Below are 23428 nucleotides of genomic sequence, written 5' to 3' on the forward strand. Positions count from 1 at the left end.
AGACGTGGCCCGGCGACCACTCCCCCGCATTCTGAGCAGCGGCAGCGCTTCGATCACTCGCAGTCGCGAGTTCGCGCGCACGGCCGCCGACAGCGCCACCGACGTACTCCATCCGCTGATCACGATCACTCGTGGTCTGCGGCTGCTGGCCGGTGCAGGACGGCAGAAGTGGGCCGCGACGCCCAAGGACCGGCGTGGTCCCACGCTGTTCCTCGTCGCGGCCTGCGTGCTCGTGGTCGCGCTCATCCCGTACGGGCCGTTGCTGGCCCTCGTCATGGTGATGGGCGCAGCCGCATGGAAGGGACGCGAGCGCACGCCCGTCAGAACGGGGCCCGACGAGGCGGAGACCGCGCGCCTCCAGGCCCTGTACGACGCGCTCGTGCCCTACTTCTCCATGGCCGACGACCCCAGTCCGCTGTTCACCCACGGCGGCGACTGGGACAAGGTCTTCAGCGGATACGAGTTCGACGGCGACGGCCGTGTCTCGCGGCTCCACGTCACGTATCCCGCGTACTTCACCGACAGCGAGGCCGCTTCCCGCACACGGATCGAACAGCTGCTGCACGCGAAGTCGGGCCGCGGCCGGGAGTACCACTTCAGCTGGGACGAGGAGGGCAACCGGCTCGTCATGAACGTGCTGGACGCCCTGCCCACCTCGATCACCGCCCAGCGCTTCGTCACCGCGCCCGGCGAGACCGTCCTCGGGTTCACCGACGACGACGCGGTGCAGCGCACCGTTCCGGTGAGCGACGGCGACGAGACCCGGGACGCCCCCGGCGTCGTATGGCGCACCGGCGCCCGCTCCACCGAACCGCATCTGCTCATCGCAGGACTGCCCGGCAGCGGCACCACCGCACTGATGCGTTCCATCGCCCTTCAGGCCCTCCACCAGGGCGACGTCCTGATCATCGAGGGCAGCGGCACCGGCGAGTACGCCTGCTTCACGGGGCGCGAGGGTGTGCTGGCCGTCGAGTGCGGCCTGGCCGGGGCGCTGGGCACCCTGGAATGGGCGGCCAGCGAGACGGAGCGCCGTCTGATCGAGGCCAACCGGGCCCGGCAGTCCGGTCACGCCGTCCCCGAGGACACCAGGCGGCCGCTCTGGATCCTGCTGGACCGGCCGAGCGTGCTCGGCCACCTGGCCGCCGCCGACGGCGGACCCGATCCGCAGGAGCTGCTCCAGGTCCCGCTGCGGCACGGCAGGGCCGCCAACGTCACCGTGGTGATGACCGAGCAGTTCGACGGCCTGGACGGCCTGAGCGAGACCGTACGGACGCACACCAGGGCCCGGGTGGTGCTCGGCCACTGCTCCCCCGGCCAGATCGAGTCCGTGCTCGGTGCGCAGCCGCACACGACCCCGCCCCCGGACGTCCCGCCCGGCCGCGGGTACGCGCGGCTCGGCACCGGCCAGGTGCTGCGCATCCAGGTACCGGCCACCCCCGATCCGTACGACGACGCGACCAGCGAGGCGCAGCGGCAGGCGGTGCTCGGCCTGCTGCCCGAGCGGCGCACCGCCATCGAGGCGAGCGTGCCCGACCCGGTGATGGCGGACACCGTCACCGCGTCGGTGGCCGTCGAGGGGCTGGCCCTCAGCGACTGACCGGGAACGGCAGGAAGAGCCCGTGGATCCGTTGATCCGCGGGCTCCTGCCCGTACTGCGTCAGCTGCTCAGGCCACGAAGGTCCGCGGTGCCTCCGCCCCGGCGCCGGCCCCCGAACCGACCAGCCGGGCGGCGGCCGCGAGCCGCAGGGCCGCCTCGTCCGCCACCGGCCCGCCGACCGTGAACGGCAGCCGTACATAGCCTTCGAAGGCCCCGTCGACACCGAACCTGGGTCCCGACGGCACCCGCACCCCGACCCGCTCCCCGGCCACCGCCAGCCGCGATCCGGAGAGGCCGCCGGTGCGCACCCAGAGGGTCAGCCCGCCGCGCGGCACGGCGAACTCCCAGTCCGGCAGCTCCCGGCGCACGGCCGCGACGAGCGCGTCCCGGTTGTCCCGGGCCTGTTCCCGGCGGATCTGCACGGCCTGCTCCCAGCCGCCGGAACGCATCAGCCAGTTGACGGCCAGCTGCTCCAGGACCGGGGTGCCCATGTCGGCGTAGGCGCGGGCGGCCACCAGGCTGCGGATCACGTCCGGCGCGGCGCGCACCCAGCCGATGCGCATGCCGGCCCAGAAGGCCTTGCTGGCCGATCCGACGGTGAGGACGGTGCTGCCCGCCGGATCGAACGCGCAGACCCGGCGCGGCATCCGCACCTCGTCGTCGAGGTACAGCTCGTGCATCGTCTCGTCGACGACCAGGACCGTGCCGGCGGAGCGGGCGGCTTCCACCAGCGCGCGGCGGCGGTCCTCGTCGGCCAGCGCGCCGGTGGGGTTGTGGAAGTCCGCGACGACATAGGCGAGCCGGGGGGCCGCGTCCCGCAGCACCTGGCGCCACCGGTTCATGTCCCAGCCGCCGAGCCCCTCCTCCATCGCCACCGGGACGAGGCGGGCGCCCGCCTCCCGCATCAGCTGGAGGATGTTGGCGTAGCTCGGGGACTCCACCGCGATCCGTTCGCCGCGCCCGGCGAAGAGGTGGCAGATCGCGTCGATCGCACCCATCGCCCCGGTGGTGACCATGATCTGCTCGGGCATCGTCGGGATGCCGTCGGCGGTGTACCGGTCGGCGATCATCTGCCGCAGGGCGGGCAGCCCCGCCGGGTAGTCCCCATGGGTGTGCGCGTACGGGGCCAGCTCCTCCAGGGCGCCCTGGACGGCCCGGGTCAGCCATGGTTCGGGGGCGGGCAGCGAGGCGCAGCCCAGGTCGATCATCGATCCGAGCGCCTCGGGCGGCAGCGGTTCCAGGCCGCGGGCGGGCAGCGGGTTGCCGGCGGGCACGGCCGTCCAGCTCCCGGCCCCGCGCCGGGACTCCAGGAACCCCTCGGCGCGCAGCGCCTCGTAGGCGGCGGCGACCGTCGTACGGCTGACGGAGAGGGCGAGTGCCAGCTCGCGTTCGGCGGGGAGCCGGGCGGCGACCGGGACCCGGCCCTCGAGGACGAGCAGGCGGACACCGTCGGCGAGCGCGCGGTAGGCGGGCGGCCTGCGGCTGCCCGGGCCCGCGGGCCTGGGCTGCTGTGCGTGGAGCTGCCGGGCGAGCTGGGCCGCCCCTACCGCTGAAGTCCACTGCGCCATGAGAATCAGTCCACCTTCCTCGGATTGGCCATAGTTGGCAACCAATCCCCTGCCACAGAGTGACATGGAGCAGTCCAACACCACCACACCAGGGGGCACCTCTTGTCCGTCACCGCCGCCCCGCGCGGGGCGCACCTCACCCGTCGGCTGATCCAGCTGTACGCGGGTCTGGCGCTGTACGGGGCCAGTTCGGCGCTGCTGGTCGCCGCCGGCCTGGGGCTGGAGCCCTGGGGTGTGCTGCACCAGGGGCTCGCGGAGCGCACCGGGATCAGCATCGGGGTCGTCTCCATCATCATCGGCGCGATCGTCCTGGTGCTGTGGATCCCGCTCCGGCAGCGGCCGGGCCTGGGCACGGTCTCCAATGTCTTCGCCGTCGGTCTCGCGATGGACGGCACTCTCGCGCTCGTCCCCGAGGTGCACGGGCTCGCCGCCCGGGCCACGGTGATGGCGGCCGGGATCGTGCTCAACGGCATCGCGACGGGGCTCTACATCGCCGCCCGGTTCGGCCCCGGGCCGCGCGACGGGCTGATGACCGGGCTGCACCGGCGGACCGGCCGTTCCATCCGGCTCGTGCGCACCGCGATCGAGGTGGCGGTCGTGGCCACCGGCTTCCTGCTCGGCGGCTCGCTGGGCGTGGGCACCGTCCTCTACGCCCTGGCCATCGGCCCGCTCGCCCAGTTCTTCCTGCGCTTCTTCGAGATCACGGACAACGGTGGCACCACCGTCGCCGGCCGGACATCCGGGCAGGCCATACTGCCGCAGTGACTTCCGTACGCCACCCCTATCTGGACCACCCCGCCCCGCTCGCGTTCGCCCACCGCGGCGGGGCCGCGGACGGGATCGAGAACACGGAAGCGGCTTTCCGCCGGGCCGCCGACGCCGGGTACCGCTACTTCGAGACCGATGTGCACGCCTCGGCGGACGGGCGGCTGGTGGCCTTCCACGACGCCACGCTGGACCGGGTGACGGACTCCCGGGGCCGGATAGCGGAGCTGCCGTGGAGCGAGATACGGCGGGCCAGGGTGGCCGGCCGTGAGCCGCTTCCGCTCTTCGAGGAGTTGCTGGAGGCGTTCCCCCGGGCCCGCTGGAACGTGGACATCAAGGCGGGGCCGGCCTTGGCGCCGCTCGTGGAACTGATCCGCAGAACGGACGCCTGGGACCGGGTGTGCGTCGGCTCGTTCTCCGAGGCGCGGGTCGCCCGCGCGCACCGGCTGGCCGGCCCACGGCTCGCGACCTCCTACGGCGTGCGCGGCGTCGTGGGCCTGCGGCTGCGCTCGTACGGCCTCCCGGCGGCGCTGCGCGCGGGCGCGGTGTGCGCACAGGTCCCGGAGAGCCAGGGCGGCATCCGGGTCGTCGACCGGCGCTTCGTCCGCGAGGCGCACGCACGGGGGCTCCAGGTGCACGTCTGGACGGTGAATGAGCCGGAGCGCATGAGAGCCCTCCTCGACCTCGGTGTGGATGGCATCATGACCGATCACATCGAGACGCTGCGCACGGTGCTGAGCGAGCGGGGGGCCTGGGCCTGACGCCGGCCCGGTCACGTCTCCACGGGGAGAGACAAGGGGAGCGCAATGAGCGCCGAGACCGCGGACACCGCTGATCCGACGCACAGTCCGGCCGGGCCCGACGGCCCGGAGGACCGCCGGCGGGAGCAGCGCGGCTGGTACTTCTACGACTTCGCCTGCTCCGTCTATTCGACGAGCGTCCTCACGGTGTTCCTCGGGCCCTATCTGACATCGGTGGCCAAGGCCGCCGCCGACGCCGACGGCTTCGTCCACCCGCTCGGCATCCCGGTCCGCGCCGGTTCGCTGTTCGCGTACGCGGTCTCGGTGTCCGTCATCGTCGCGGTGATCGTGATGCCCGTCGTGGGCGCCGCCGCCGACCGTTCGGGCCGCAAGAAGCCCCTCCTCGCCGCCGCCGCGTACACGGGCGCCACCGCGACGGCCGGGATGTTCTTCCTGGACGGCCACCGCTATCTGCTCGGCGCCTTCCTGCTCATCGTGGCGAACGCGGCGATATCGGTGTCGATGGTGCTCTACAACTCCTATCTGCCGCAGATCTCGGAGCCCGACGAACGCGACGCGGTCTCGTCGCGTGGCTGGGCCTTCGGCTACACATCGGGGGCACTGGTACTCGTCCTCAACCTGATCCTGTACACCGGCCACGACTCCTTCGGCCTGTCCGAGTCGGACGCCGTACGGATCTGTCTGGCCTCGGCCGGGGTGTGGTGGGGCGCGTTCACCGTCATACCGCTGCGCCGGCTGCGCGACCGGAAGGCGGCGCCGGGCGGGGACGGCGCGGTCGGCTCCGGCTGGCGGCAGCTGAGGGCGACGCTGCGCGACATGCGCCGCCATCCGCTGACGCTGTCCTTCCTCCTTGCCTACCTCGTCTACAACGACGGCGTGCAGACCGTGATCTCCCAGGCGTCCGTGTACGGCTCCGAGGAACTGGGCCTCGATCAGACGACGCTGATCACCGCGGTGCTGCTGGTCCAGGTGCTGGCGGTCGCCGGGGCGCTGGGGATGGGGCGGCTCGCCCGGGTGTACGGCGCGAAGCGCACGATCCTCGTGTCCCTGGTCGTCTGGACGCTGATCCTGATCGCCGGATACTTCCTGCCCGCCGACGCGCCGGCGTTCTTCTACGCGCTGGCCGCGGCGATCGGGCTGGTCCTCGGCGGCAGCCAGGCGCTGTCGCGCTCGCTCTTCTCTCATCTGGTGCCGCGCGGCAAGGAGGCCGAGTACTTCTCCGCGTACGAGATGAGCGACCGCGGACTGAGCTGGCTGGGGCCACTGGTGTTCGGTCTCGCGTACCAGCTGACCGGCAGTTATCGGGATGCCATCATCTCGTTGGTGATCTTCTTCGTGGTCGGTTCGGTACTGCTCGCGAGGGTGCCGGTCCGGCAGGCTGTGGCGGCGGCCGGCAATCCCGTTCCCGAACGGATTTAGACGTTGAAGTGAAAGGCCGGTAGTGTACGCCTTTGGCCTGCCCGGAGGACCGTTACTGCGAGTGGAAGATTCCAAACCGTTGGGTGACAACTTCTGCCAGATGTGACAAACCGGGCGTTGGCGGGTACTTGAACCCAGGGAAACCTGAAAATGCAGCGGCACGACGGGCGACGCATGACCGGCAACGGGAATCTTTGCCGCCGACCGGACGTTGACCGGATGACGACGACAGCGACACCTGTCCTGTGGGCGACAAGCCCGGGAGGCACGATTCATGAGTGAGCGAGCTCTCCGCGGCACGCGACTCGTGGTTACCAGCTACGAGACGGACCGCGGCATCGATCTGGCCCCGCGCCAGGCGGTGGAGTACGCATGCCAGAACGGACATCGATTTGAGATGCCGTTCTCGGTAGAGGCGGAAATTCCGCCGGAGTGGGAGTGCAAGGCGTGTGGCGCCATGGCACTCCTGGTGGACGGGGATGGCCCCGAGGAGAAGAAGGGCAAGCCTGCGCGCACGCACTGGGACATGCTCATGGAGCGGCGCACACGCGAGGAGCTGGAAGAGGTGCTGGCCGAGAGGCTGGCGGTTCTGCGCTCCGGCGCCATGAATATCGCCGTGCATCCGCGGGACAGCAGGAAGTCTGCTTGACCGCGTAGCACCGCACCGAGACAGAGCCGCGGGCCGCGACACACATTGTGTGTGTCGCGGCCCGCGGCTCTGTGCGTTGGCCTTGGCGGCCGGCTGCGGGGGTTGCGGTGCGGGCTGCCCTCTTGGGCCTGGGCCCGGCCGGGTGGTGTTCGGCTCGGTCGCCGTTCGGCTCGGTCGCTTTCGGCCGCGGTCAGAGATGTCCTCAATCGCCGGACGGGCTTGATTTTGCCGGGCTCGGGCTTGTATTGGCCGGGCTCGGCGGTTGAGACACGGGGCTCGGGCTCGATTTGGCCGGGCTCGGGCTTGAGGTTGCCGGGCTCGGGTTTGTATTGGCCGGGCTCGGCGGTTGAGACGCCGGGGGCGGTCGCCGGGCGTGGTTACTTCGTCAGCGGCGGGCGCGGGTTGTCGTCCGGGTGGGAGGGCTCGTCGCGGATGACCTCACCCTGGACGACCTTTCCGTCCGGGCGGTGCATACGGGCCTGCTGAAAGGCGTCCGAGAGGCCTCCGGGGGCCGCCGCGCGCATCCGCCGTTCCAGCGAGCGCTCCGCGTACCTGCTGAGCGCCGAGCGGACCGGCGGAATGAGGAGCAGCAGTCCGGCCACGTCCGAGATCATCCCCGGGATCATGATCAGCAGCCCGCCGAGCATCAGGAAGCCGTTGCCCCTGGTGCCCGAAGGCGCGGGCGGGGAGCCGCCGGCGCCCGGCTGCCCGGGCGTCTGCTGGAGCGTCTCGGTGAGATTGCGGAAGGCGCGGCGGCCGGCCCGCTTCATCACCACTGCCCCCAGGACGACCCCGGCGGCCAGGAGCAGCAGGACGGTGAACCCGCCCGCGACGTCCGCCACCACGGTGAGCAGCCAGATCTCCAGCACCGCCCAGGCGGCGATGGCGAGAGGTACGAAGGTCCGGGCGCGGGAGCGCCTGCGGGCGGTCGGGGGCGGTGTGCCGGTCGTCATGCCCCCAGTGTGCCTGGGCGCGCGTCCGGACGCGGTAAGGGGGTGAGGGACGGCGGGCCCCGGTCGCGTCAGGGCGTCCGGCGGCCGAGCACCCGGTTCGTGCGGCTGGTGACACCCCAGGCCGTCACGCGCCAGAGCGCCTCGACGAGGATGTCCCGGCTCATCTTGGAGTCACCGATCTCCCGGTCGACGAAGGTGATCGGGACCTCGACGACGTGATATCCGGCCTCGATCGCGCGGCGGGCCAGATCGACCTGGAAGCAGTACCCCTGGGAGGCGACCTCGTCGAGGCCGATGCCCTTCAGGGTCTCGGTGCGGAAGGCGCGGTAGCCGCCGGTGACGTCCCGCGTCCGCAGCCCGAGCATGAGCCGGGAGTACGTGCTGCCGCCGCGGGAGATCATCTCGCGGGACTTGGGCCAGTTGACCACCCGCCCGCCGGGCACCCAGCGGGAGCCGAGCACCAGGTCGGCCCCCTTGAGGGCGGTGAGCAGCCGGGGCAGTTCCTCGGGCTGGTGGGAGCCGTCGGCGTCCATCTCGACGAGGACCCCGTAGTCGTGGTCCATGCCCCACCGGAAGCCGGCGAGGTAGGCCGCGCCGAGCCCTTCCTTGCCCTTGCGGTGGAGCACGTGGATCCGGTCGTCGGCAGCCGCCAGCTCGTCGGCGATCTTGCCGGTGCCGTCGGGGCTGTTGTCGTCGGCGACGAGGATGTCGGCCTCCGGCACGGCGGCGCGCACCCGGCTGACGATCGGCTTGATGTTCTCGGCCTCGTTGTAGGTCGGAATGATCACCAAGGCTCTGCCGAGCGGGCCGTATCGCCTCTGACCGCCGTCGTTCACTTACTGCCCCTCACGTCCGTACGCAGATGCACACCATATCGAGCGCGGAGGGGCCTCAGGCCGACCCGGTCGGGCAGTGGGGGAAGCGGCGGAGGACAGAAGTGCCGAAGTGCGGACAGAACTGCGGATCGGGGCCCGGCGTCCTTCGGGCCGACCTGGGACCCGCCGGCTGCGGGTCGACCTAGAGCCGTTGTCTACTGAACGTCCGGGCCCCACCCGGGTCGCACCCTCCGTCCGGCTGAAACCTTCCCTCGCCCCCGAGGCGCGGGCGCTGAACCTGGCTGTCAGTGGTGGTGCGCCGGTGCGGCACACCACCCCATGACCCAGCGGCGTTCGACGACTGCGTGGAGGTTTAACCGGTCGGACGTCCTGTGGTGGACTCGGCCGAACCTACCGGCCGGTGGGCGCATTCTGTCAATACTTGCCTGACCTGCATCGTTTACTGAACTTGCCTGGTCAGTACCGAAGATCCCCAGGTCGCGGGAGAGCGAGGGCCCCTTCGATCGGCGGTACGAAATGTCCGTACGTCACTCGTTCGGCCGTACGTAGACAGTTTGTCCGAGGACGACCGTGCGCAGACAGACCGGGAGTTCGGCCCCAGGGCTGAGGTCGGGCAGTCCGGGCGTCCCCGACCTGGGGTCCGTCGACCAGCGGGCGACCCGGTCGTCCGGGGCCTGGACCACCAGGTCATCGGTGCGCCAGACCGCGTAGTCGGCCGGGGCACCGGGCACGAGGGTCCCCGCGTCGTCACGGCCCACGGCCCGCCAGCCGCCCCTTGTGTGGGCGGTGAACCCCGCCCGTACGGAGATCCGGTGCTCGAGCGTCCGGTGGAAGGCGGCGGCCCGCACGGTCCCCCACGGGTCCAGCGGGGTCACCGGGCTGTCGGAGCCGAAGGCGAGGGGCACACCGGCCCGCAGGAGCGCCGCGTACGGATTGAGAGTCCCGGCCCGCCCGGCGCCCAGCCGCTGGGCGTACATGCCCTCCTCGCCGCCCCAGGCGGCGTCGAAAGCGGGCTGGACGGAGGCGGTGAGGCCTAGTTCGGCAAAGGCGGCGACGGTTTCGGGCGTGAGCATCTCCGCATGCTCGATGCGGTGCCTGGCGGCCCGGACCCGGCCGAGGCCGACCTTCTCGGCCGCGGTCCTGATGCCGTCGACGACGGCGGTGAGCGCCGCGTCGCCGATGGCGTGGAAGCCTGCCTGGAGTCCGGCCTCGGTGCAGGCGGCGACATGGGCGGCGATCTGCGCGGCGTCCAGATGGGCGGCGCCGGCGTGCGGTGCGTCGGCGTACGGCTCGTGGAGGCAGGCGGTGTGCGAGCCGAGCGAGCCGTCGACGAACAGGTCCCCCGCCGCACCCACCGCACCGAGCTCCCGGATGCGCAGGGCGTCCTTCTCGTCGCCGACCTGTTCGGCCCAGTAGCCGAAGACCCGCGGCCCCGGCCCGCCGGCCGCCAGTTCCAGCAGCGAGGTGAAGTCCTCCTCGTCGGAGATGTCCGGCCCGCCGCACTCATGGACCGTGCCGATCCCGAGCGACGCGGCGCGGGCCAGCGCGGCGCGCTGGGCGCCGGCCCGCTGCCGCGGCGAGACGGCGCCGTGGGCGGCCGCGCGCACCGCGTGGTGGGCGGCGCCGGTCAGCGGCTCCTCCGGCCGGTATCCGCTCATCGAGGCGATCCCCGGCACGAGGTCGAGCAGCGCGGTCGTGACGACCGCCGAATGCACGTCGATCCGGGGCAGATAGACCGGCCGGCCCGCCGCCGCCTCGTCGAGCTCGGCGCGCGAGGGCGGGCGCTGCTCCGGCCAGCGTGCGGCGTCCCAGCCGTGCCCGAGAACCACCCGGTCGGCGGGGTGCGCCGCCACGTACGCCGCCACGAGAGCGAGCGCCTCGCCGAGGTTCCGGGCCCCGGAGAGGTCGAGGCCGGTGAGGGCCAGACCGGTGGCGGTGGTGTGGACATGGGCGTCGGTGAACGCGGGAGTGACCAGGGCCCCCTCGAGGTCGATCACTTCGTCGACGCCGCTCGCGAAGGCGTCGGCGGCCCCTTCCGAGCCCACCCAGGCGACATGGCCCCGTTCGACCACCATGGCGGTGGCGAAGGGGTCGGCGGGGCTGTGGACGTCTCCACCGCGCAGCAGCACGGTGCGGTGTTCGCTCTGGGGGGCGGTGCTCTCGGTCATGGGGACCAGTCTCCCGCCTGCCGGGGACCGGCTCGTGCGCGACCCCCTCAGATCTGCGGCGGCCGCGCCTCGTACGGGGTGGAGAGGACGACGGTGGTGCGGGTGGAGACGCCGGCGAGCGAACGGATCCGCGTCAGCAGGTGCTCGAGCTCCAGCGGGGTCGCGACCCGCACCTTGAGGATGTAGTTCTCGTCACCCGCCACGCTGTGGCAGGCCTCCAGCTCCGGGACGCCCGAGAGCCGCTCCGCGATGTCGTCGGGGGCGCTCGGATCGAAGGGCTTCACCGAGATGAACGCGGTCAGCGGCAGGCCGACGGCCTCGGGGTCGACGACCGCGGCATAGCCCCGGATCACCCCGCGCTGCTCAAGCCTGCGGACGCGCTGATGAACGGCCGAGGTGGACAGGCCGGTGGCCTTGCCCAGGTCGGTGTAGCTCATCCGCCCGTCCCTGACGAGCAATTCCACGATTTGACGGTCCAACTCCTCCATATGGATCAATCTATGGCCCCGGGTCCCTCCAGGCACAGCCGTGGGGGCTCGCGAAGGGCATCTGCGGCAGGCATGTGACGAATGCCACAGGTTTACGGGTCGGTAGCCGGACACCTCGCGGTTACGGCCGATGCGCGACGGGAAGTGCTTGCTGTGGTCGAGGCCGCGGCGCCTTGTCGGCCCACCCGAGGGGGGAATTTCCCATGCAGAGCCTGAAGCTCACCGGACGTACCGAACCGGAGCCCGTTGATCCTTTCGAGGACACCGCTCCCGACGCGTACGACACGTTCGAGATGTACCGGGTCATCTGCCCGGACTGCGCGCAGCCCATCGCGCTCCTGGCGGACGAGGACGTGCTGCCGGAGCACGCGCTGTGCCCGACCCCGTGGAACCCGTTCGTGCTCACGGTGTGCGCCGGTACGGGGCGTGCCGCCTCGAAGGCGCGGCCCGCGGACGAGACGGCCGATGCCCAGGAGCAGGAGACGGCCCTGCTGCTGACGCTCCCTCAGGGGCTCGACTGGAGGATGCAGCCCTTCTCCCACGCCGGCGCCTCGCGCCCGTTGCGGATTGCGGACCAGCCGCGCCGCGACGCCGCCTGAGCTTCCACGGGAGTCCCAAGCCCGCACCGGCCGGTGCGGTGCGGGCTTGGGACTCCCGTCCGGATCATGCCGGGCTCGCGGGGCCGCCCGGCGCCTCGCCCTCCGGGGAGAACCTGGCGAACAATCGCTCGAATCGGCAGGGCAGTGACCCCGCCCTGTCCCGCGGCGTTGGCGTGGCATGACCCTGCTGCACTCCACGGCCGGCCCCGGTCGCCGCCGGCTGGCCGCTCCGCCCTCCGAAGAATCGGTTCCGCGACGTGGTTCCGCACCGTCGCCGCAGCCCGACCCGTCCCGCGCGGTGCCGCGCCCGGCGCCCCACTCGAGCGATCCACCCCTCTACCGGGCGCTGCTGCGGCACTGGGAGAGCACCGGCAGGACCCTGCCGGGCCGCCATGACCAGGAGTGGAACCGGATCATGACGACGCCCGTGTGGTCGGACCGGCCGCTGCGGGTCAGCGCGTCTCAGGACCCGCGAGGTGGCGGGCGATGACCATTCGCTGGATCTGATTGGTGCCCTCGACGATCTGCAGCACCTTGGCCTCGCGCATGAGCCGCTCGACGGGGAAGTCCAGCGTGTAGCCGTATCCGCCGAGCACCTGGACGGCGTCGATCGTGACCCGCATCGCGGCGTCCGTGCAGAACAGCTTGGCCATGGCCGCCTGCCGCGAGAACGGGCTGCCGGCATCCCGCAGCCTGGCGGCCTCCAGGTAGAGCGCCCGGCCCGCCTCGATCTGGGTGGCCATGTCGGCGAGCATGAACCTCAGCCCCTGGAAGTCCGCGATGGGGCGGCCGAACTGCTTGCGCCCGGTCGCGTAGTCGACGGCCTCGTTCAGCGCGGCCTGGGCCACGCCGATGGCACAGGCGGCGATGCCGAGCCGGCCCGAGTCGAGCGCGGACAGCGCGATCGCGAAGCCCTGGCCCTCCTCGCCGATCCGCCGCGCATCCGAGACACGTACGCCGTCGAAGTGCAGCTGGGCGGTGGGCGACCCCTTCATCCCCATCTTCCTCTCGGGGACGGCGGCGCTCAGGCCCTCGGCGTCGCCGGGGACGAGGAAGGCGGTGATGCCGCGGGCGCCCTCGACACCGGTGCGGGCCAGGACCGTGTAGAAGTCGGCGATGCCGCCGTGGGTGATCCAGGCCTTGGTACCGGTGATGACCCAGTCGTCCCCGTCCCGTACGGCCTTGGTGCGCAGCGAGGCGGCGTCGGATCCCGAGGCGGGCTCGGAGAGGCAGTAGGCGCCCAGCAGACCGCCCGCGAGCATCGCCGGGAGGTGTTCGGCCTGCTGGTCCTTGGTTCCGTACCCGGCGACCGCGTGGCACGCGAGGGAGTGGACGCTGACGCCGAGGCCGACGGTGAGCCGGGCGGCCGCCAGTTCCTCCAGGACCTGGAGGTAGACCTCGTACGGCTGGTCGCCGCCGCCGTGGGCGGAGTCGTACGGCAGACCGAGCAGGCCGGACTCGGAGAGCAGGGTGAACACTTCGCGCGGGAAGCGGCCCGTGTCCTCCTCCTCGGCCGCGTGCGGCACGATCTCCCGCTGGGCGATGTCGCGGACGAGCGCGATGAGCTGCCTGGACTCCTCGGTGGGCAGACGGCGTTCCACCAATTGCGGGGCACGGTCGGACATGACGGCGCTCTCCTCCCTGTCGGGCGTTGCGGCGGTCGCGCGCGCGGGGTGTGAGCGGCGCCGCCGGGGGATCTCCGGACTATGCCCGGAAAACACAGCTGTCCAGCCGATGTTGCCCTCGGATTACGAGAGATGCAGGCCGGCGGCTGTGGCGGGTCGAGTATGCCCGATCGGACGGTATCCGTCACCGGTTGACAGAACACGCACGGCGGGGACGGCGCGATCATCGAAATTGGTCCGAACCATTGACCCGACTGGTCTAGTCCATCTACGGTTCCCAGCGAACCGGCTTTCCGCGTTCATGCCAACTCAGACTGAACGCCGAAAGCCGGTCGTCCACTGGCAAGTCCCCTCCCCCACGAGGAGCAACCATGACCGGACTGCATCGCCCGGGAGCCCGGCTCCGGGCTCTCGCCGCTGCCGCGTGTACCGCCGCCCTGGGCGCCGCCCTGCTGGGCGTCGCGGGCACCGGATCCGCCGGCGCGGCCCCCGCCGCCCAGCCGGCCGCCGCCCCGGCAGCAGCGCCCGCCGCCCCCACAGCGGCCGGCGACAAGGTGGTCGGATACTTCACCAACTGGGGTGTCTACCAGCGCAATTACCACGTCAAGAACATCGAGACCTCGGGATCGGCCGACAAGCTCACGCACATCAACTACGCCTTCGGCAACGTCCAGGGCGGCAAGTGCACGGTCGGCGACTCCTACGCCGACTACGAGAAGGCCTACACCGCCGACCAGTCGGTCGACGGTGTCGCGGACACCTGGGACCAGGAGCTGCGCGGCAACTTCAACCAGCTGCGCAAGCTGAAGAAACTGCACCCCGACCTCAAGGTGATCTGGTCGTTCGGCGGCTGGACCTGGTCGGGCGGCTTCGGTGAGGCGGCCAAGAACCCGGCCGCGTTCGCCGAGTCCTGCTACAACCTGGTGGAGGACCCGCGCTGGGCCGATGTCTTCGACGGCATCGACATCGACTGGGAGTACCCCAACGCCTGCGGTCTGACCTGTGACACCAGCGGCCGCGACGCCTACGGCAACCTGCTGTCGGCGCTCCGGTCCAAGTTCGGCACCGGCAACCTGGTCACCTCGGCGATCAGCGCGGACGGCTCCGAGGGCGGCAAGCTCGACGCCGTCGACTACGGCGGCGCGTCGAAGTACGTCGACTGGTACAACCCGATGACGTACGACTTCTTCGGCGCCTGGGACGCGAAGGGGCCGACGGCCCCGCACTCCCCGCTGACCTCCTACACGGGGATCCCCAAGGAGGGCTTCAACAGCGAGGCCGCCATCGACAAACTGAAGGCGCAGGGCGTCCCCGCCTCCAAGATGCTGCTCGGCATCGGCTTCTACGGCCGCGGCTGGACCGGCGTCACGCAGGACGCCCCGGGCGGCACCGCGACGGGCGCGGCCCCGGGTACGTACGAGGCGGGCATCGAGGACTACAAGGTCCTCAAGAACAGCTGCCCCACGACCGGCACCGTCGCCGGCACGGCGTACGCGCACTGCGGCACCAACTGGTGGAGCTACGACACCCCGGCCACCATCGGCACCAAGATGGCGTACAAGAACCAGCAGGGCCTGGGCGGCACCTTCTTCTGGGAGCTCAGCGGTGACACCACCGACGGCGAGCTGATCAAGGCGATCAACTGACGTCGCAGCGGGTATGACGGAGGCGGGGAGCCGGGCGGGGCTCCCCGCCTCCGTCGCGTCCGCGGAAGGTCACATGAGGCCGAGCTGGGTGACGAGCATGGCGATGACGACGACGAGCGTCCAGCCCGCGAGGTTCTCCAACAGCTTGGAACGGTCCCCGGGCCCGCCGGTCCGCGCGCGGCGGCGGGCAGGGGTGGTGGTTGCGGCGGCAGTCGCGGTCATGGCATCTCGTTCGGTCGGCCGGCAGTCGGTGTCCCCCGAGGACCCGACCACAGTGCCAGCCGGACGGTCCCCAGGGGTAGAGACCTCCGTCACTGCCCCGGGGCGCCGCGCCCTGCCGGCGGACGCCGACGGACGCCGGAGCCCGGCGCCGGTCGGGTGTCGGGGGCACGGCGTAGCGCAGGCGGCCGACGCCGCCTGTGCCCGAGACCACACTGCCGTATGCGTGGATACGCTCGGCGCGGAGCCGGATCGACCCCGGCCGGGTGGGCGCCGGTTGTCACGCGACACCTCCCCGGCCAGGTGGGTGCCGGTTGTCACGCGACACCTCCTGCACGAACATGCAGGTCACAGGCGCGTAAGACGGACGACGAATCGATCCCTCAGGCGCTCGTACCGATCCGGTGCCGGGTGCACAGCACCGTGCTGCCCAACCGCCGCGCGGATGCCGCGGCCGGGAACGGCCAGGCCTCGGCCGAAGGAGTACACGACAGCAGCGGTCAGGTCGCGAGGACCGGACTTCACGAGGATCCGCGCGAGGCGTTCGACCACTTCGTGCAGGAGGGGAGACGGCCGTCGGCCAGGCCGGGACGGCCCTGTCTCCCAGCCGGACCGTCATCGACCGGCGGCGTACCGGTCGCTGTGGCCGGATCCACAGTGGTTGACGTGACAGCACGGACCGGGCGGGCGGAGCCGGCTCCACGCCTACCGTAAGCGACGGTGGCTGTCAGTCCGTAAGGTTCCGGATTCTTTGGCCGCCGTCCCCTCGCTACCCTCCGAACCACCCTTCACAGGGCCCCACTTCACCCTCATCGAACTTCCGACCAGGAGGTCACCTTGACCGCGCAGCACCCCACCCGCAGAAACCTCCTCAAGTCCGCCGGCGGGCTCACTGCCGCGATGGCGCTGGGTGCCGGAGGGATGCTCTCGGCGGCGTCACCGGCCGCGGCCGCCGGCGACGGTTTCGGCCTGCACATCGTGGACCACAACGAGGACGACCGCCGGATGTGGTACTACCGGTTCCAGACGAGCGCGGTCGGCTGGAATCCCGCTGTCAACGTGCTGCTGCCCGACGACTACCACACCAGCGGCCGCCGCTATCCCGTTCTCTACCTGTTGCACGGCGGCGGTCTCGACCAGGACTTCATCACGTTCGACCGGCACGGCATCCGCGAGATGACCGCGGGCAGGCCGCTCATCGTGGTCATGCCTGACGGCGGCCACACGGGCTGGTACTCCAACCCGGTCAGCTCGAACGTCGGCCCGCGGAACTGGGAAACCTTCCACATGTCCCAGCTGATCCCGTGGATCGACGCGAACTTCCGTACCTACGCCGAGTACAACGGCCGTGCCGTGTCAGGGTTCTCCATGGGCGGCTTCGGCGCGCTGAAGTACGCCGCCAAGTACTACGGCCACTTCGCCTCGGTCAGCGCCCACTCGGGCCCGGCCAGCCTCCGCCGGGAAGGCGGCATCGTGGCCCACTGGGCCAACCTCTCCTCCGCGGCCGTGGACCTGGGCGGCGGCACGATCTACGGCGTGCCGCTGTGGGACGAGGCCCGGGTGAACGCCGACAACCCGGTGCAACGCATCGAGAGCTACCGGAACAAGCGGATCTTCCTGGTGGCCGGCACCAGTCCCGACCCGATCAACTGGGCCGACGTGGCCAACGAGGGTCATGTGCTGCGTGGCCAGCAGGAGTTCAAGAGCCTGCTGCAGAACGCGGGGATCCCCTTCGACGGCCGGGAAGTGGGAGGAGGCCACGTCATCCGGCCCGATTTGCTGCAGACCGACATCGACGGCGTCGTCGCCCACCTTCGCAAGGCGTGACGGGAGGAACTGACATGCTGTTCAGTCACTCCCGACTACTCTCCGGACGCGCGCTGCGCGTCCTGCTCGCCGCGACCGCGGCCCTGGTACCCGCACTGGTACTGACGTCGTCGACGGCGGCCCACGCCGTCGACCTCGCGGCGTGCCCGGCTGCCGGCATCGTGTCCCAGCACTACGGCGGCGACCACAACGGCGTCGACATCGCCAACGACTACGGAACGCCGATCTACGCCGTGAGTGATGGCGAGGTGATCAACTCCGGTAGCGCGAGCGGCTACGGTCAGTGGATCCGCATCCAGCACGCCGACGGCCGGATCTCCGAGTACGGGCACATGTACCAGCGTGACGTGTTCGCCGGCGAACACGTCACGGCCGGTCAGCGGATCGCTCTGATGGGCTCCGAGGGCAACTCGACCGGTCCCCACCTGCATCTGCGGATCTGGGGGGACCCGTCCGCCTCGTACGGTATCGACCCCGAGCCCTACCTCGCCGGGCGCGGCGTGGTGCTGCCCTGCACCCCTGGCAGCGGTCCGCGCCCCACGCCGTTGGTGTATCCGGCGGAGTCGGGCCGGGTGGTGTCGGCGCGGTCGGCCGACGGACGGCTCGAGGCGTTCGCGGCCGGTGCGGACGGCGTGCATCACGCGTGGCAGCTCCGTGCCAACGGAGACTGGTCGGCATGGGAACCGCTGGGCGGCCCCGGCGGCGCGGAACTCGCCATCGCACCGAACGCGGACGGGCGCCTGGAGATGTTCGCCGTCAACGGCAACACACTGCAGCACCGCTACCAGGTCTCACCCTCCGGCAACTGGTCCGGCTGGGAGACATTCGGCGGAGGCGGACACGACATCGCCGCCGGCGTGAACGCGGACGGCAGGATCGAGGTCTACGCATCCGGCCCCGTCGGCCTCTTCCACAAATACCAGACCGCCCCCAGCGGCGGCTGGAGCGAATGGGAACCGACCGGCGGCGGACCGGCCAACGCCCGAGTCGAAATGGGCAAATCACCCGACGGACGACTCGAAGCATTCGCACTCAACGGCGACGTATTCCAGCACCAATACCAGACAGCGGTCAACGGCGGCTGGTCACCCTGGGAAACCTTCGGCGAAGGCGGACACGACCTCACCGTGGACCACAACGCCGACGGCCGACTCGAAATCTTCGCATCCGGCCCCGTAGGCGTCTTCCACAAATACCAAACAAACCCGACGACCTGGTCGGACTGGGAAAGCACAGGAGGCCCCGCCGACTCCCAACTCACCAGCGAACGGACACCCGACGGCCGCGTCGAAGTATTCGCGATCAACAACAACGTCGCACAACACATCTGGCAGACCGGAGTGAACGCACCCTACGGAACATGGGAGAACTTCGGCGAAGCCGGCACCGAAATCACCACCGCGACCAACGCCGACGGCCGCATCGAAGTATTCGGAACAAGCCACGCAGGCATCTACCACAGATGGCAGACCGGATTCTCCACATGGTCCGACTGGTCCTGGCTCAACAACACCGCCGGACCACCCGTCAACTGACCCGGCATTTCGGCACCACCTTCGAAGGAGACAGCAGTTGAGCAGCAGTCGGCGCTCCTCCCGAGCTCCCCGTCGCATCATCCTGTCGACGCTCGCCTCGTTACTTCTCGCGGCGGGTGCTCTCGTCGGCGCCTCGCCCGCGTACGCCGCCCCCAGTGACCTGTGCGCCCAGGTCGGCTACAACGCCGGCTTCCGGGGCGACGGTCTGGTCACCGCCGTCGCCGTCGCCCTGGCCGAGTCCAGCTGCAACCCGTCGGCGTCCAACGTCCAGAACAACACGCCCCCTTCCACGGACCGCGGTCTGTGGCAGATCAACAGCTACTGGCACGCCGAGGTCGACGACGCGTGCGCATACGACGCCCAGTGCAACGCGAACGCGGCCTTCGGCATCTCCTCCGGCGGTGCGAACTGGGAGCCCTGGTCCACCTACAACCAGGGCATGCACTGGCGGCACATGGACGAGGCGCGGGCTGCGGTCGAGCGCCTCGGGCATCCGGGCGGCCCCGGTCCCACGCCGTTGGTGTATCCGGCGGAGTCGGGCCGGGTGGTGTCGGCGCGGTCGGCCGACGGACGGCTCGAGGCGTTCGCGGCCGGTGCGGACGGCGTGCATCACGCCTGGCAGCTCCGTGCCAACGGAGACTGGTCGGCATGGGAACCGCTGGGCGGCCCCGGCGGCGCGGAACTCGCCATCGCACCGAACGCGGACGGGCGCCTGGAGATGTTCGCCGTCAACGGCAACACACTGCAGCACCGCTACCAGGTCTCACCCTCCGGCAACTGGTCCGGCTGGGAGACATTCGGCGGAGGCGGACACGACATCGCCGCCGGCGTGAACGCGGACGGCAGGATCGAGGTCTACGCATCCGGCCCCGTCGGCCTCTTCCACAAATACCAGACCGCCCCCAGCGGCGGCTGGAGCGAATGGGAACCGACCGGCGGCGGACCGGCCAACGCCCGAGTCGAAATGGGCAAATCACCCGACGGACGACTCGAAGCATTCGCACTCAACGGCGACGTATTCCAGCACCAATACCAGACAGCGGTCAACGGCGGCTGGTCACCCTGGGAAACCTTCGGCGAAGGCGGACACGACCTCACCGTGGACCACAACGCCGACGGCCGACTCGAAATCTTCGCATCCGGCCCCGTAGGCGTCTTCCACAAATACCAAACAAACCCGACGACCTGGTCGGACTGGGAAAGCACAGGAGGCCCCGCCGACTCCCAACTCACCAGCGAACGGACACCCGACGGCCGCGTCGAAGTATTCGCGATCAACAACAACGTCGCACAACACATCTGGCAGACCGGAGTGAACGCACCCTACGGAACATGGGAGAACTTCGGCGAAGCCGGCACCGAAATCACCACCGCGACCAACGCCGACGGCCGCATCGAAGTATTCGGAACAAGCCACGCAGGCATCTACCACAGATGGCAGACCGGATTCTCCACATGGTCCGACTGGTCCTGGCTCAACAACACCGCCGGACCACCCGTCAACTGACCCCGACACCGCGGCCGGCCGGTTCGGCCGGCCGCGGTCCTCACTGGAGAACGACATGCATCCGATCAGCAGACGGCACGTGCTGCGGGCGACGGCGGCAGCGGGCGCGCTCCTGTGCACGGGACGGCCCGCATCCGCTGCCCAGGCCGACCCGCCCCACCAGTGGATCGGCGCCGGTCCCTTCACCCACGTCTACGACCCCTCCCTGCCCGGACGGCGGCGCTATCTCAACGACCACACTCTGATCAAGGCAGCGGGCCGGTGGCACCTGTTCAGCATCGTCGGCGACAGCGCGCCCCCCGGTGAGGTCCCGGACAGTGCCTCCGAGATCTCCTTCGCGCACGCCTCCGCACCGGACCCGCACGGCCCGTGGACCACGCACCCCGACGCGCTGACCGTCGATCCCTCGTACCACGGGGAGGAACACCTGTGGGCACCGCACGTCGTCGAGGCGAACGGCACGTTCTGGATGTTCTACGCCGCCGGCGGCCGGGACGGGGCCGCCATCAACCTCGCCACCTCGACCGACCTGTTCGTGTGGACCCGTGTTCCGTCGGGCCCGCTGTTCCGGGGGCTCGTGGCACGTGACCCGATGGTGCTGCGGATCGGCGGCGCGTGGGTGATGTACTACACCGAACTGTCCGGCCCCGGCGGCCGGCACGTCGTGTCCTTCCGCCGGTCCGACGACCTGGTGCACTGGAGCGAGCCGGGCACGGCCTACACCGACGAGACCACCGAAGCCACCGTGTCGGTCACCGAGTCGCCGTTCGTGGTCGAACGGGACGGCTGGTACCACCTGTTCATCGGGCCGCGCAACGGCTACGAGGGCACCGACGTCCTCGCGTCCCGGGACCCGTTCCACTTCACCCTCGACGGCTACGCGGGCCACGTGCCCGGTCATGCGGTCGAACCGGTCACCGACGGGCAGGATTGGTTCGCGAGCGCCGCGGGATGGTTCCAGCAGGGCCTGCACCTCGCGCCCCTGTACTGGCGGAACACGCCACCTCCCTGGCAGAGCGCGGACAACCCGGTCGCTGCCCCGGACGTCGACGGCCGGCTGACCGTGTTCGCGCTCGACGCGGTGGACCGTTCGGTGCTTCGGCGCGTCCAGCTCGACCCGGCCTCCGACGCATGGTCGGCGTGGGAGCCCTTCGGCGGACCGGCCGGAGCGGTTCCCTCCCTCGGCCGCAACACCAACGGCAGGCTGGAGGTGTTCTCCCTCGCCCCGGGGGGCACCGGCCTGCACCACAGGGTCCAGCGGCCCGACGGCGGCTGGCACGACTGGGAGGAGTTCGGCGGCCCGGCGGGGGCCGCCCCCGCGGTCGGGCGCGGCGCCGACGGCCGCCTGGAGGTCTTCGCGCTGAGCCCCGGCGGCTCCGCCGTCGCGCGGCGGCGGCAGTGGTCGCCCGGATCGCTGACGTGGGAGGCGTGGGACCCGGGATTCGGTGGGGCGGCGGGCGGACCGCCGGTCGTCGCGGCCAACGCCGACGGCCGCCTGGAGGTCTTCGCCCTCTCGCCCGGTGGCTCCGGGATCATGCACCGCTGGCAGGAGTCACCCAGTGGCGGTTGGTCCGCATGGCGCAGCTTCGGCACCGCGGCCGGCGCCACGCCGCGCGTGAGCATCGACGGAAGCGGCAGACTCACCGTCGTGGCGATGGCCCCGTCCGGCGTGGCGTCCTTCTGCCGGCGACAGGCCGTGCCGAGCGGTGCCTGGGAGGACTGGCAACCGCTCTTCGGCTGGACGGCGGTGACCCCCGTGCTCGCTCCTGGTGCCGACGGCAGGCTGGAGGCCTTCGCGCTCTCCCCCGGCGGCGAGCTCCTCAGCCACCGGTGGCAGGTCGCGCCCGGCGGCAGCTGGAGTACCGAGGAGAGCTTCGGCGAGCCCGGAGTCCGCCTCGCCGCCGCACCGGCTGCCGCTGCCGACGCCACCGGCCGGATCCACCTCTTCGCCGTCACCACCGACGGCCAGGTACGCACCCGTGTGCAGGCACAGCCCAGCGGGGGCTGGCGCCCGTGGACGGCGTTCGGCGATCACCCGGTCACACCCGCCCGTTCGGGCAGTCCCGGCTACTGACGGGCTGTAGGCGCCGGCGTACTGACGGACTCCGGACGGCCGGGCCCGGGCCGGCCCCGAGGGCACCGGCCCACTGGGGACCCGCTCGCTCACGCCGTCACCGGCCGGCGTCGCCCTCGTCCCGCGCGGCCGGGGCCGGCACTCCGGGATCTTCGCCGACGCCGCCGTGCCTGAACCGGTGGAGGAGAGCAAGGACGGCCTCGACGCTCTCATCGGGTTCCGCCCCCTGTGCCGCGTACCGAACGAGCCCTTTCGCCCCGGTCCGGGCTCTTGCCGGCCGGGCGGCCGGTCACAGAAGTGGCCAATGCGAGACGGTGAATTCCCGCACACACGCGGTAGCGTTCGTTGTGCAGGGCAACTGATCACGCGTGTGACAGGGGGTGTGGTGAGCGGCATTGTCGTTCATCTGCCGCGGGGGAGCGGCGGTGTCGTCGACGGAGAGCCGTACGGCGACGCGGTGACCTTCAGACTCGGCCCGGGGGAAGGTGCGCGTTTCGGCCGCGGCTCCTCAAGGACGCCGGTCGAGCTGCGTCTCGCCGATGCGGCCATATCCCGCCTCGCGGGTGAGATCCGGGTGACCGACGACCACTGGCAGCTGACCAACCACAGCTCGACCCACAGCTATCTCGTGGAGAATCCGGAAGGGGCGGGCGAGTATCTGCGGGTGCCGCCACGGCGCGTAGGAGCACCCATCCCGTTCGAGTTCTCCCGGGTGGTGCTGCCCACGCGCCACGACACCACGGTCTCCTTCCAGGTGTTCGCGCCCGCCCACGTCTACCTGGACCCGGAGGGCGCCGGCGGCTCAGGGGAGAGCCTCACGGTCACGGCGTACTCCCTGGACGAGACAGCCACGTACTTCCTGGTGCTGGTCGCGCTCTGCGAACCATGGCTGCGTGACGAGTCGCCGGTCGCGATACCGACCACCCCCCAGGTCGTCGAGCGGCTCAGGGGCCACACGTCCTGCGTCAAGTTGACGTCGCGTGCCGTCAGTTCGCACATCGACTACCTCGCCGAGGAGAAGCTGAGGATCGGCTCCCCCACGGAGGCCGAGGTTCGCCGGGGGGACCGCCGGAACGGCAAACGCGAAGCCGTCGTGGGACTCGCCCTGCGGTTCGGCATCGTCCGGGAGGAGCATCTGGCGCTGTTACCCCTTCGGGCCGAACCCGCCCCGCGGGGACAGTGGAGGGCGTGA

General features: G+C 71.1%; 19 protein-coding genes. 12 read left to right on the plus strand and 7 right to left on the minus strand.

From position 1 onward, the window contains the following. Positions 1 to 4 precede the first annotated feature (4 nt). Positions 5 to 1597 carry a hypothetical protein gene (locus OG782_RS05505; RefSeq protein ID WP_406448265.1) on the plus strand — a complete coding sequence of 531 codons (1593 nt, stop codon included), beginning with the start codon at positions 5 to 7 and terminating at the stop codon, positions 1595 to 1597. A gap of 68 nt (positions 1598 to 1665) precedes the next feature. Here OG782_RS05505 and OG782_RS05510 read toward each other — a convergent pair whose 3' ends face one another. Then, positions 1666 to 3165, minus strand: coding sequence for a PLP-dependent aminotransferase family protein (locus tag OG782_RS05510; RefSeq protein ID WP_406448266.1), 1500 nt, complete (start codon positions 3163 to 3165; stop codon positions 1666 to 1668). A gap of 102 nt (positions 3166 to 3267) precedes the next feature. Here OG782_RS05510 and OG782_RS05515 point away from each other — a divergent pair, with 102 nt between their 5' ends. The 4 genes from OG782_RS05515 to OG782_RS05530 all read left to right on the plus strand — a co-directional run bounded on the left by OG782_RS05515 (position 3268) and on the right by OG782_RS05530 (position 6759). Continuing rightward, positions 3268 to 3930 carry a YitT family protein gene (locus OG782_RS05515; RefSeq protein ID WP_406448267.1) on the plus strand — a complete coding sequence of 221 codons (663 nt, stop codon included), beginning with the start codon at positions 3268 to 3270 and terminating at the stop codon, positions 3928 to 3930. Continuing rightward, entirely contained in the window at positions 3927 to 4691 is a 765-nt protein-coding gene (locus OG782_RS05520; RefSeq protein WP_406448268.1) for a glycerophosphodiester phosphodiesterase, read from the plus strand. Before OG782_RS05515 ends, OG782_RS05520 begins: the two co-directional genes overlap by 4 nt. Before the next feature lie 45 nt (positions 4692 to 4736). Continuing rightward, entirely contained in the window at positions 4737 to 6110 is a 1374-nt protein-coding gene (locus OG782_RS05525) for an MFS transporter (RefSeq protein WP_406448269.1), read from the plus strand. Positions 6111 to 6384: 274 nt separating this feature from the next. Next, positions 6385 to 6759: an RNA polymerase-binding protein RbpA gene (locus OG782_RS05530; protein ID WP_007262928.1), complete on the plus strand. Its 375-nt coding sequence runs from the start codon at positions 6385 to 6387 to the stop codon at positions 6757 to 6759. Positions 6760 to 7136: 377 nt separating this feature from the next. Here the strand turns inward: OG782_RS05530 and fxsA are convergent, their stop codons facing one another. From fxsA to OG782_RS05550, 4 genes are all read right to left on the minus strand, one after another. Beyond that, positions 7137 to 7712: an FxsA family membrane protein gene (gene fxsA / locus OG782_RS05535; RefSeq protein ID WP_406448270.1), complete on the minus strand. Its 576-nt coding sequence runs from the start codon at positions 7710 to 7712 to the stop codon at positions 7137 to 7139. A gap of 68 nt (positions 7713 to 7780) precedes the next feature. Beyond that, the gene (locus OG782_RS05540) at positions 7781 to 8548 is read right to left on the minus strand and encodes a polyprenol monophosphomannose synthase (protein WP_406448271.1); all 768 of its coding nucleotides are present in this window, start codon (positions 8546 to 8548) and stop codon (positions 7781 to 7783) included. A 527-nt stretch (positions 8549 to 9075) separates the two neighbouring features. Beyond that, the gene (locus tag OG782_RS05545) at positions 9076 to 10716 is read right to left on the minus strand and encodes an amidohydrolase (protein WP_406448272.1); all 1641 of its coding nucleotides are present in this window, start codon (positions 10714 to 10716) and stop codon (positions 9076 to 9078) included. A 47-nt stretch (positions 10717 to 10763) separates the two neighbouring features. Beyond that, entirely contained in the window at positions 10764 to 11204 is a 441-nt protein-coding gene (locus OG782_RS05550; RefSeq protein ID WP_406448273.1) for an Lrp/AsnC family transcriptional regulator, read from the minus strand. 203 nt (positions 11205 to 11407) lie between these two features. Here OG782_RS05550 and OG782_RS05555 point away from each other — a divergent pair, with 203 nt between their 5' ends. Then, positions 11408 to 11803, plus strand: coding sequence for a hypothetical protein (locus tag OG782_RS05555; RefSeq protein WP_406448274.1), 396 nt, complete (start codon positions 11408 to 11410; stop codon positions 11801 to 11803). A gap of 452 nt (positions 11804 to 12255) precedes the next feature. Here OG782_RS05555 and OG782_RS05560 read toward each other — a convergent pair whose 3' ends face one another. Beyond that, the gene (locus OG782_RS05560; RefSeq protein WP_406448275.1) at positions 12256 to 13428 is read right to left on the minus strand and encodes an acyl-CoA dehydrogenase family protein; all 1173 of its coding nucleotides are present in this window, start codon (positions 13426 to 13428) and stop codon (positions 12256 to 12258) included. A 371-nt stretch (positions 13429 to 13799) separates the two neighbouring features. On the opposite strand from OG782_RS05560, the gene OG782_RS05565 reads away from it, so the two are divergent. Continuing rightward, complete coding sequence (locus OG782_RS05565; protein ID WP_406448276.1) at positions 13800 to 15074, plus strand: glycoside hydrolase family 18 protein; 1275 nt, start codon at positions 13800 to 13802, stop codon at positions 15072 to 15074. A 69-nt stretch (positions 15075 to 15143) separates the two neighbouring features. Here OG782_RS05565 and OG782_RS05570 read toward each other — a convergent pair whose 3' ends face one another. Next, positions 15144 to 15296: an SCO1431 family membrane protein gene (locus tag OG782_RS05570; protein WP_406448277.1), complete on the minus strand. Its 153-nt coding sequence runs from the start codon at positions 15294 to 15296 to the stop codon at positions 15144 to 15146. An 834-nt stretch (positions 15297 to 16130) separates the two neighbouring features. On the opposite strand from OG782_RS05570, the gene OG782_RS05575 reads away from it, so the two are divergent. The 5 genes from OG782_RS05575 to OG782_RS05595 all read left to right on the plus strand — a co-directional run bounded on the left by OG782_RS05575 (position 16131) and on the right by OG782_RS05595 (position 23428). Continuing rightward, a complete protein-coding gene (locus tag OG782_RS05575) occupies positions 16131 to 17120 on the plus strand; it encodes an alpha/beta hydrolase-fold protein (protein ID WP_406448278.1) in 990 nt (329 codons plus the stop codon). 14 nt (positions 17121 to 17134) lie between these two features. After that, a complete protein-coding gene (locus OG782_RS05580) occupies positions 17135 to 18655 on the plus strand; it encodes a peptidoglycan DD-metalloendopeptidase family protein (protein ID WP_406448279.1) in 1521 nt (506 codons plus the stop codon). A gap of 37 nt (positions 18656 to 18692) precedes the next feature. After that, on the plus strand, positions 18693 to 20162 hold the full coding sequence (locus tag OG782_RS05585; RefSeq protein ID WP_406448280.1) for a hypothetical protein: 1470 nt from the start codon (positions 18693 to 18695) through the stop codon (positions 20160 to 20162). Between the two features lie 55 nt (positions 20163 to 20217). Further along, complete coding sequence (locus tag OG782_RS05590; RefSeq protein WP_406448281.1) at positions 20218 to 22236, plus strand: glycosyl hydrolase family 32; 2019 nt, start codon at positions 20218 to 20220, stop codon at positions 22234 to 22236. A 385-nt stretch (positions 22237 to 22621) separates the two neighbouring features. After that, entirely contained in the window at positions 22622 to 23428 is an 807-nt protein-coding gene (locus OG782_RS05595; RefSeq protein ID WP_406448282.1) for a serine/threonine protein kinase, read from the plus strand.

The sequence above is a fragment of the Streptomyces sp. NBC_00876 genome (assembly GCF_045207435.1).
In the GTDB taxonomy this organism is placed as follows: Bacteria; Actinomycetota; Actinomycetes; order Streptomycetales; family Streptomycetaceae; genus Streptomyces.

What these genes read in the sequence shown, in the direction of transcription:
- fxsA (WP_406448270.1), bottom strand. Translation starts at nt 7,712, where the DNA reads ATGACGACCGGCACACCGCCCCCGACCGCCCGCAGGCGCTCCCGCGCC.
- OG782_RS05525 (WP_406448269.1), top strand. Translation starts at nt 4,737, where the DNA reads ATGAGCGCCGAGACCGCGGACACCGCTGATCCGACGCACAGTCCGGCC.
- OG782_RS05555 (WP_406448274.1), top strand. Translation starts at nt 11,408, where the DNA reads ATGCAGAGCCTGAAGCTCACCGGACGTACCGAACCGGAGCCCGTTGAT.
- OG782_RS05510 (WP_406448266.1), bottom strand. Translation starts at nt 3,165, where the DNA reads ATGGCGCAGTGGACTTCAGCGGTAGGGGCGGCCCAGCTCGCCCGGCAG.
- OG782_RS05545 (WP_406448272.1), bottom strand. Translation starts at nt 10,716, where the DNA reads ATGACCGAGAGCACCGCCCCCCAGAGCGAACACCGCACCGTGCTGCTG.
- OG782_RS05590 (WP_406448281.1), top strand. Translation starts at nt 20,218, where the DNA reads ATGCATCCGATCAGCAGACGGCACGTGCTGCGGGCGACGGCGGCAGCG.
- OG782_RS05580 (WP_406448279.1), top strand. Translation starts at nt 17,135, where the DNA reads ATGCTGTTCAGTCACTCCCGACTACTCTCCGGACGCGCGCTGCGCGTC.
- OG782_RS05565 (WP_406448276.1), top strand. Translation starts at nt 13,800, where the DNA reads ATGACCGGACTGCATCGCCCGGGAGCCCGGCTCCGGGCTCTCGCCGCT.
- OG782_RS05560 (WP_406448275.1), bottom strand. Translation starts at nt 13,428, where the DNA reads ATGTCCGACCGTGCCCCGCAATTGGTGGAACGCCGTCTGCCCACCGAG.
- OG782_RS05530 (WP_007262928.1), top strand. Translation starts at nt 6,385, where the DNA reads ATGAGTGAGCGAGCTCTCCGCGGCACGCGACTCGTGGTTACCAGCTAC.
- OG782_RS05550 (WP_406448273.1), bottom strand. Translation starts at nt 11,204, where the DNA reads ATGGAGGAGTTGGACCGTCAAATCGTGGAATTGCTCGTCAGGGACGGG.
- OG782_RS05570 (WP_406448277.1), bottom strand. Translation starts at nt 15,296, where the DNA reads ATGACCGCGACTGCCGCCGCAACCACCACCCCTGCCCGCCGCCGCGCG.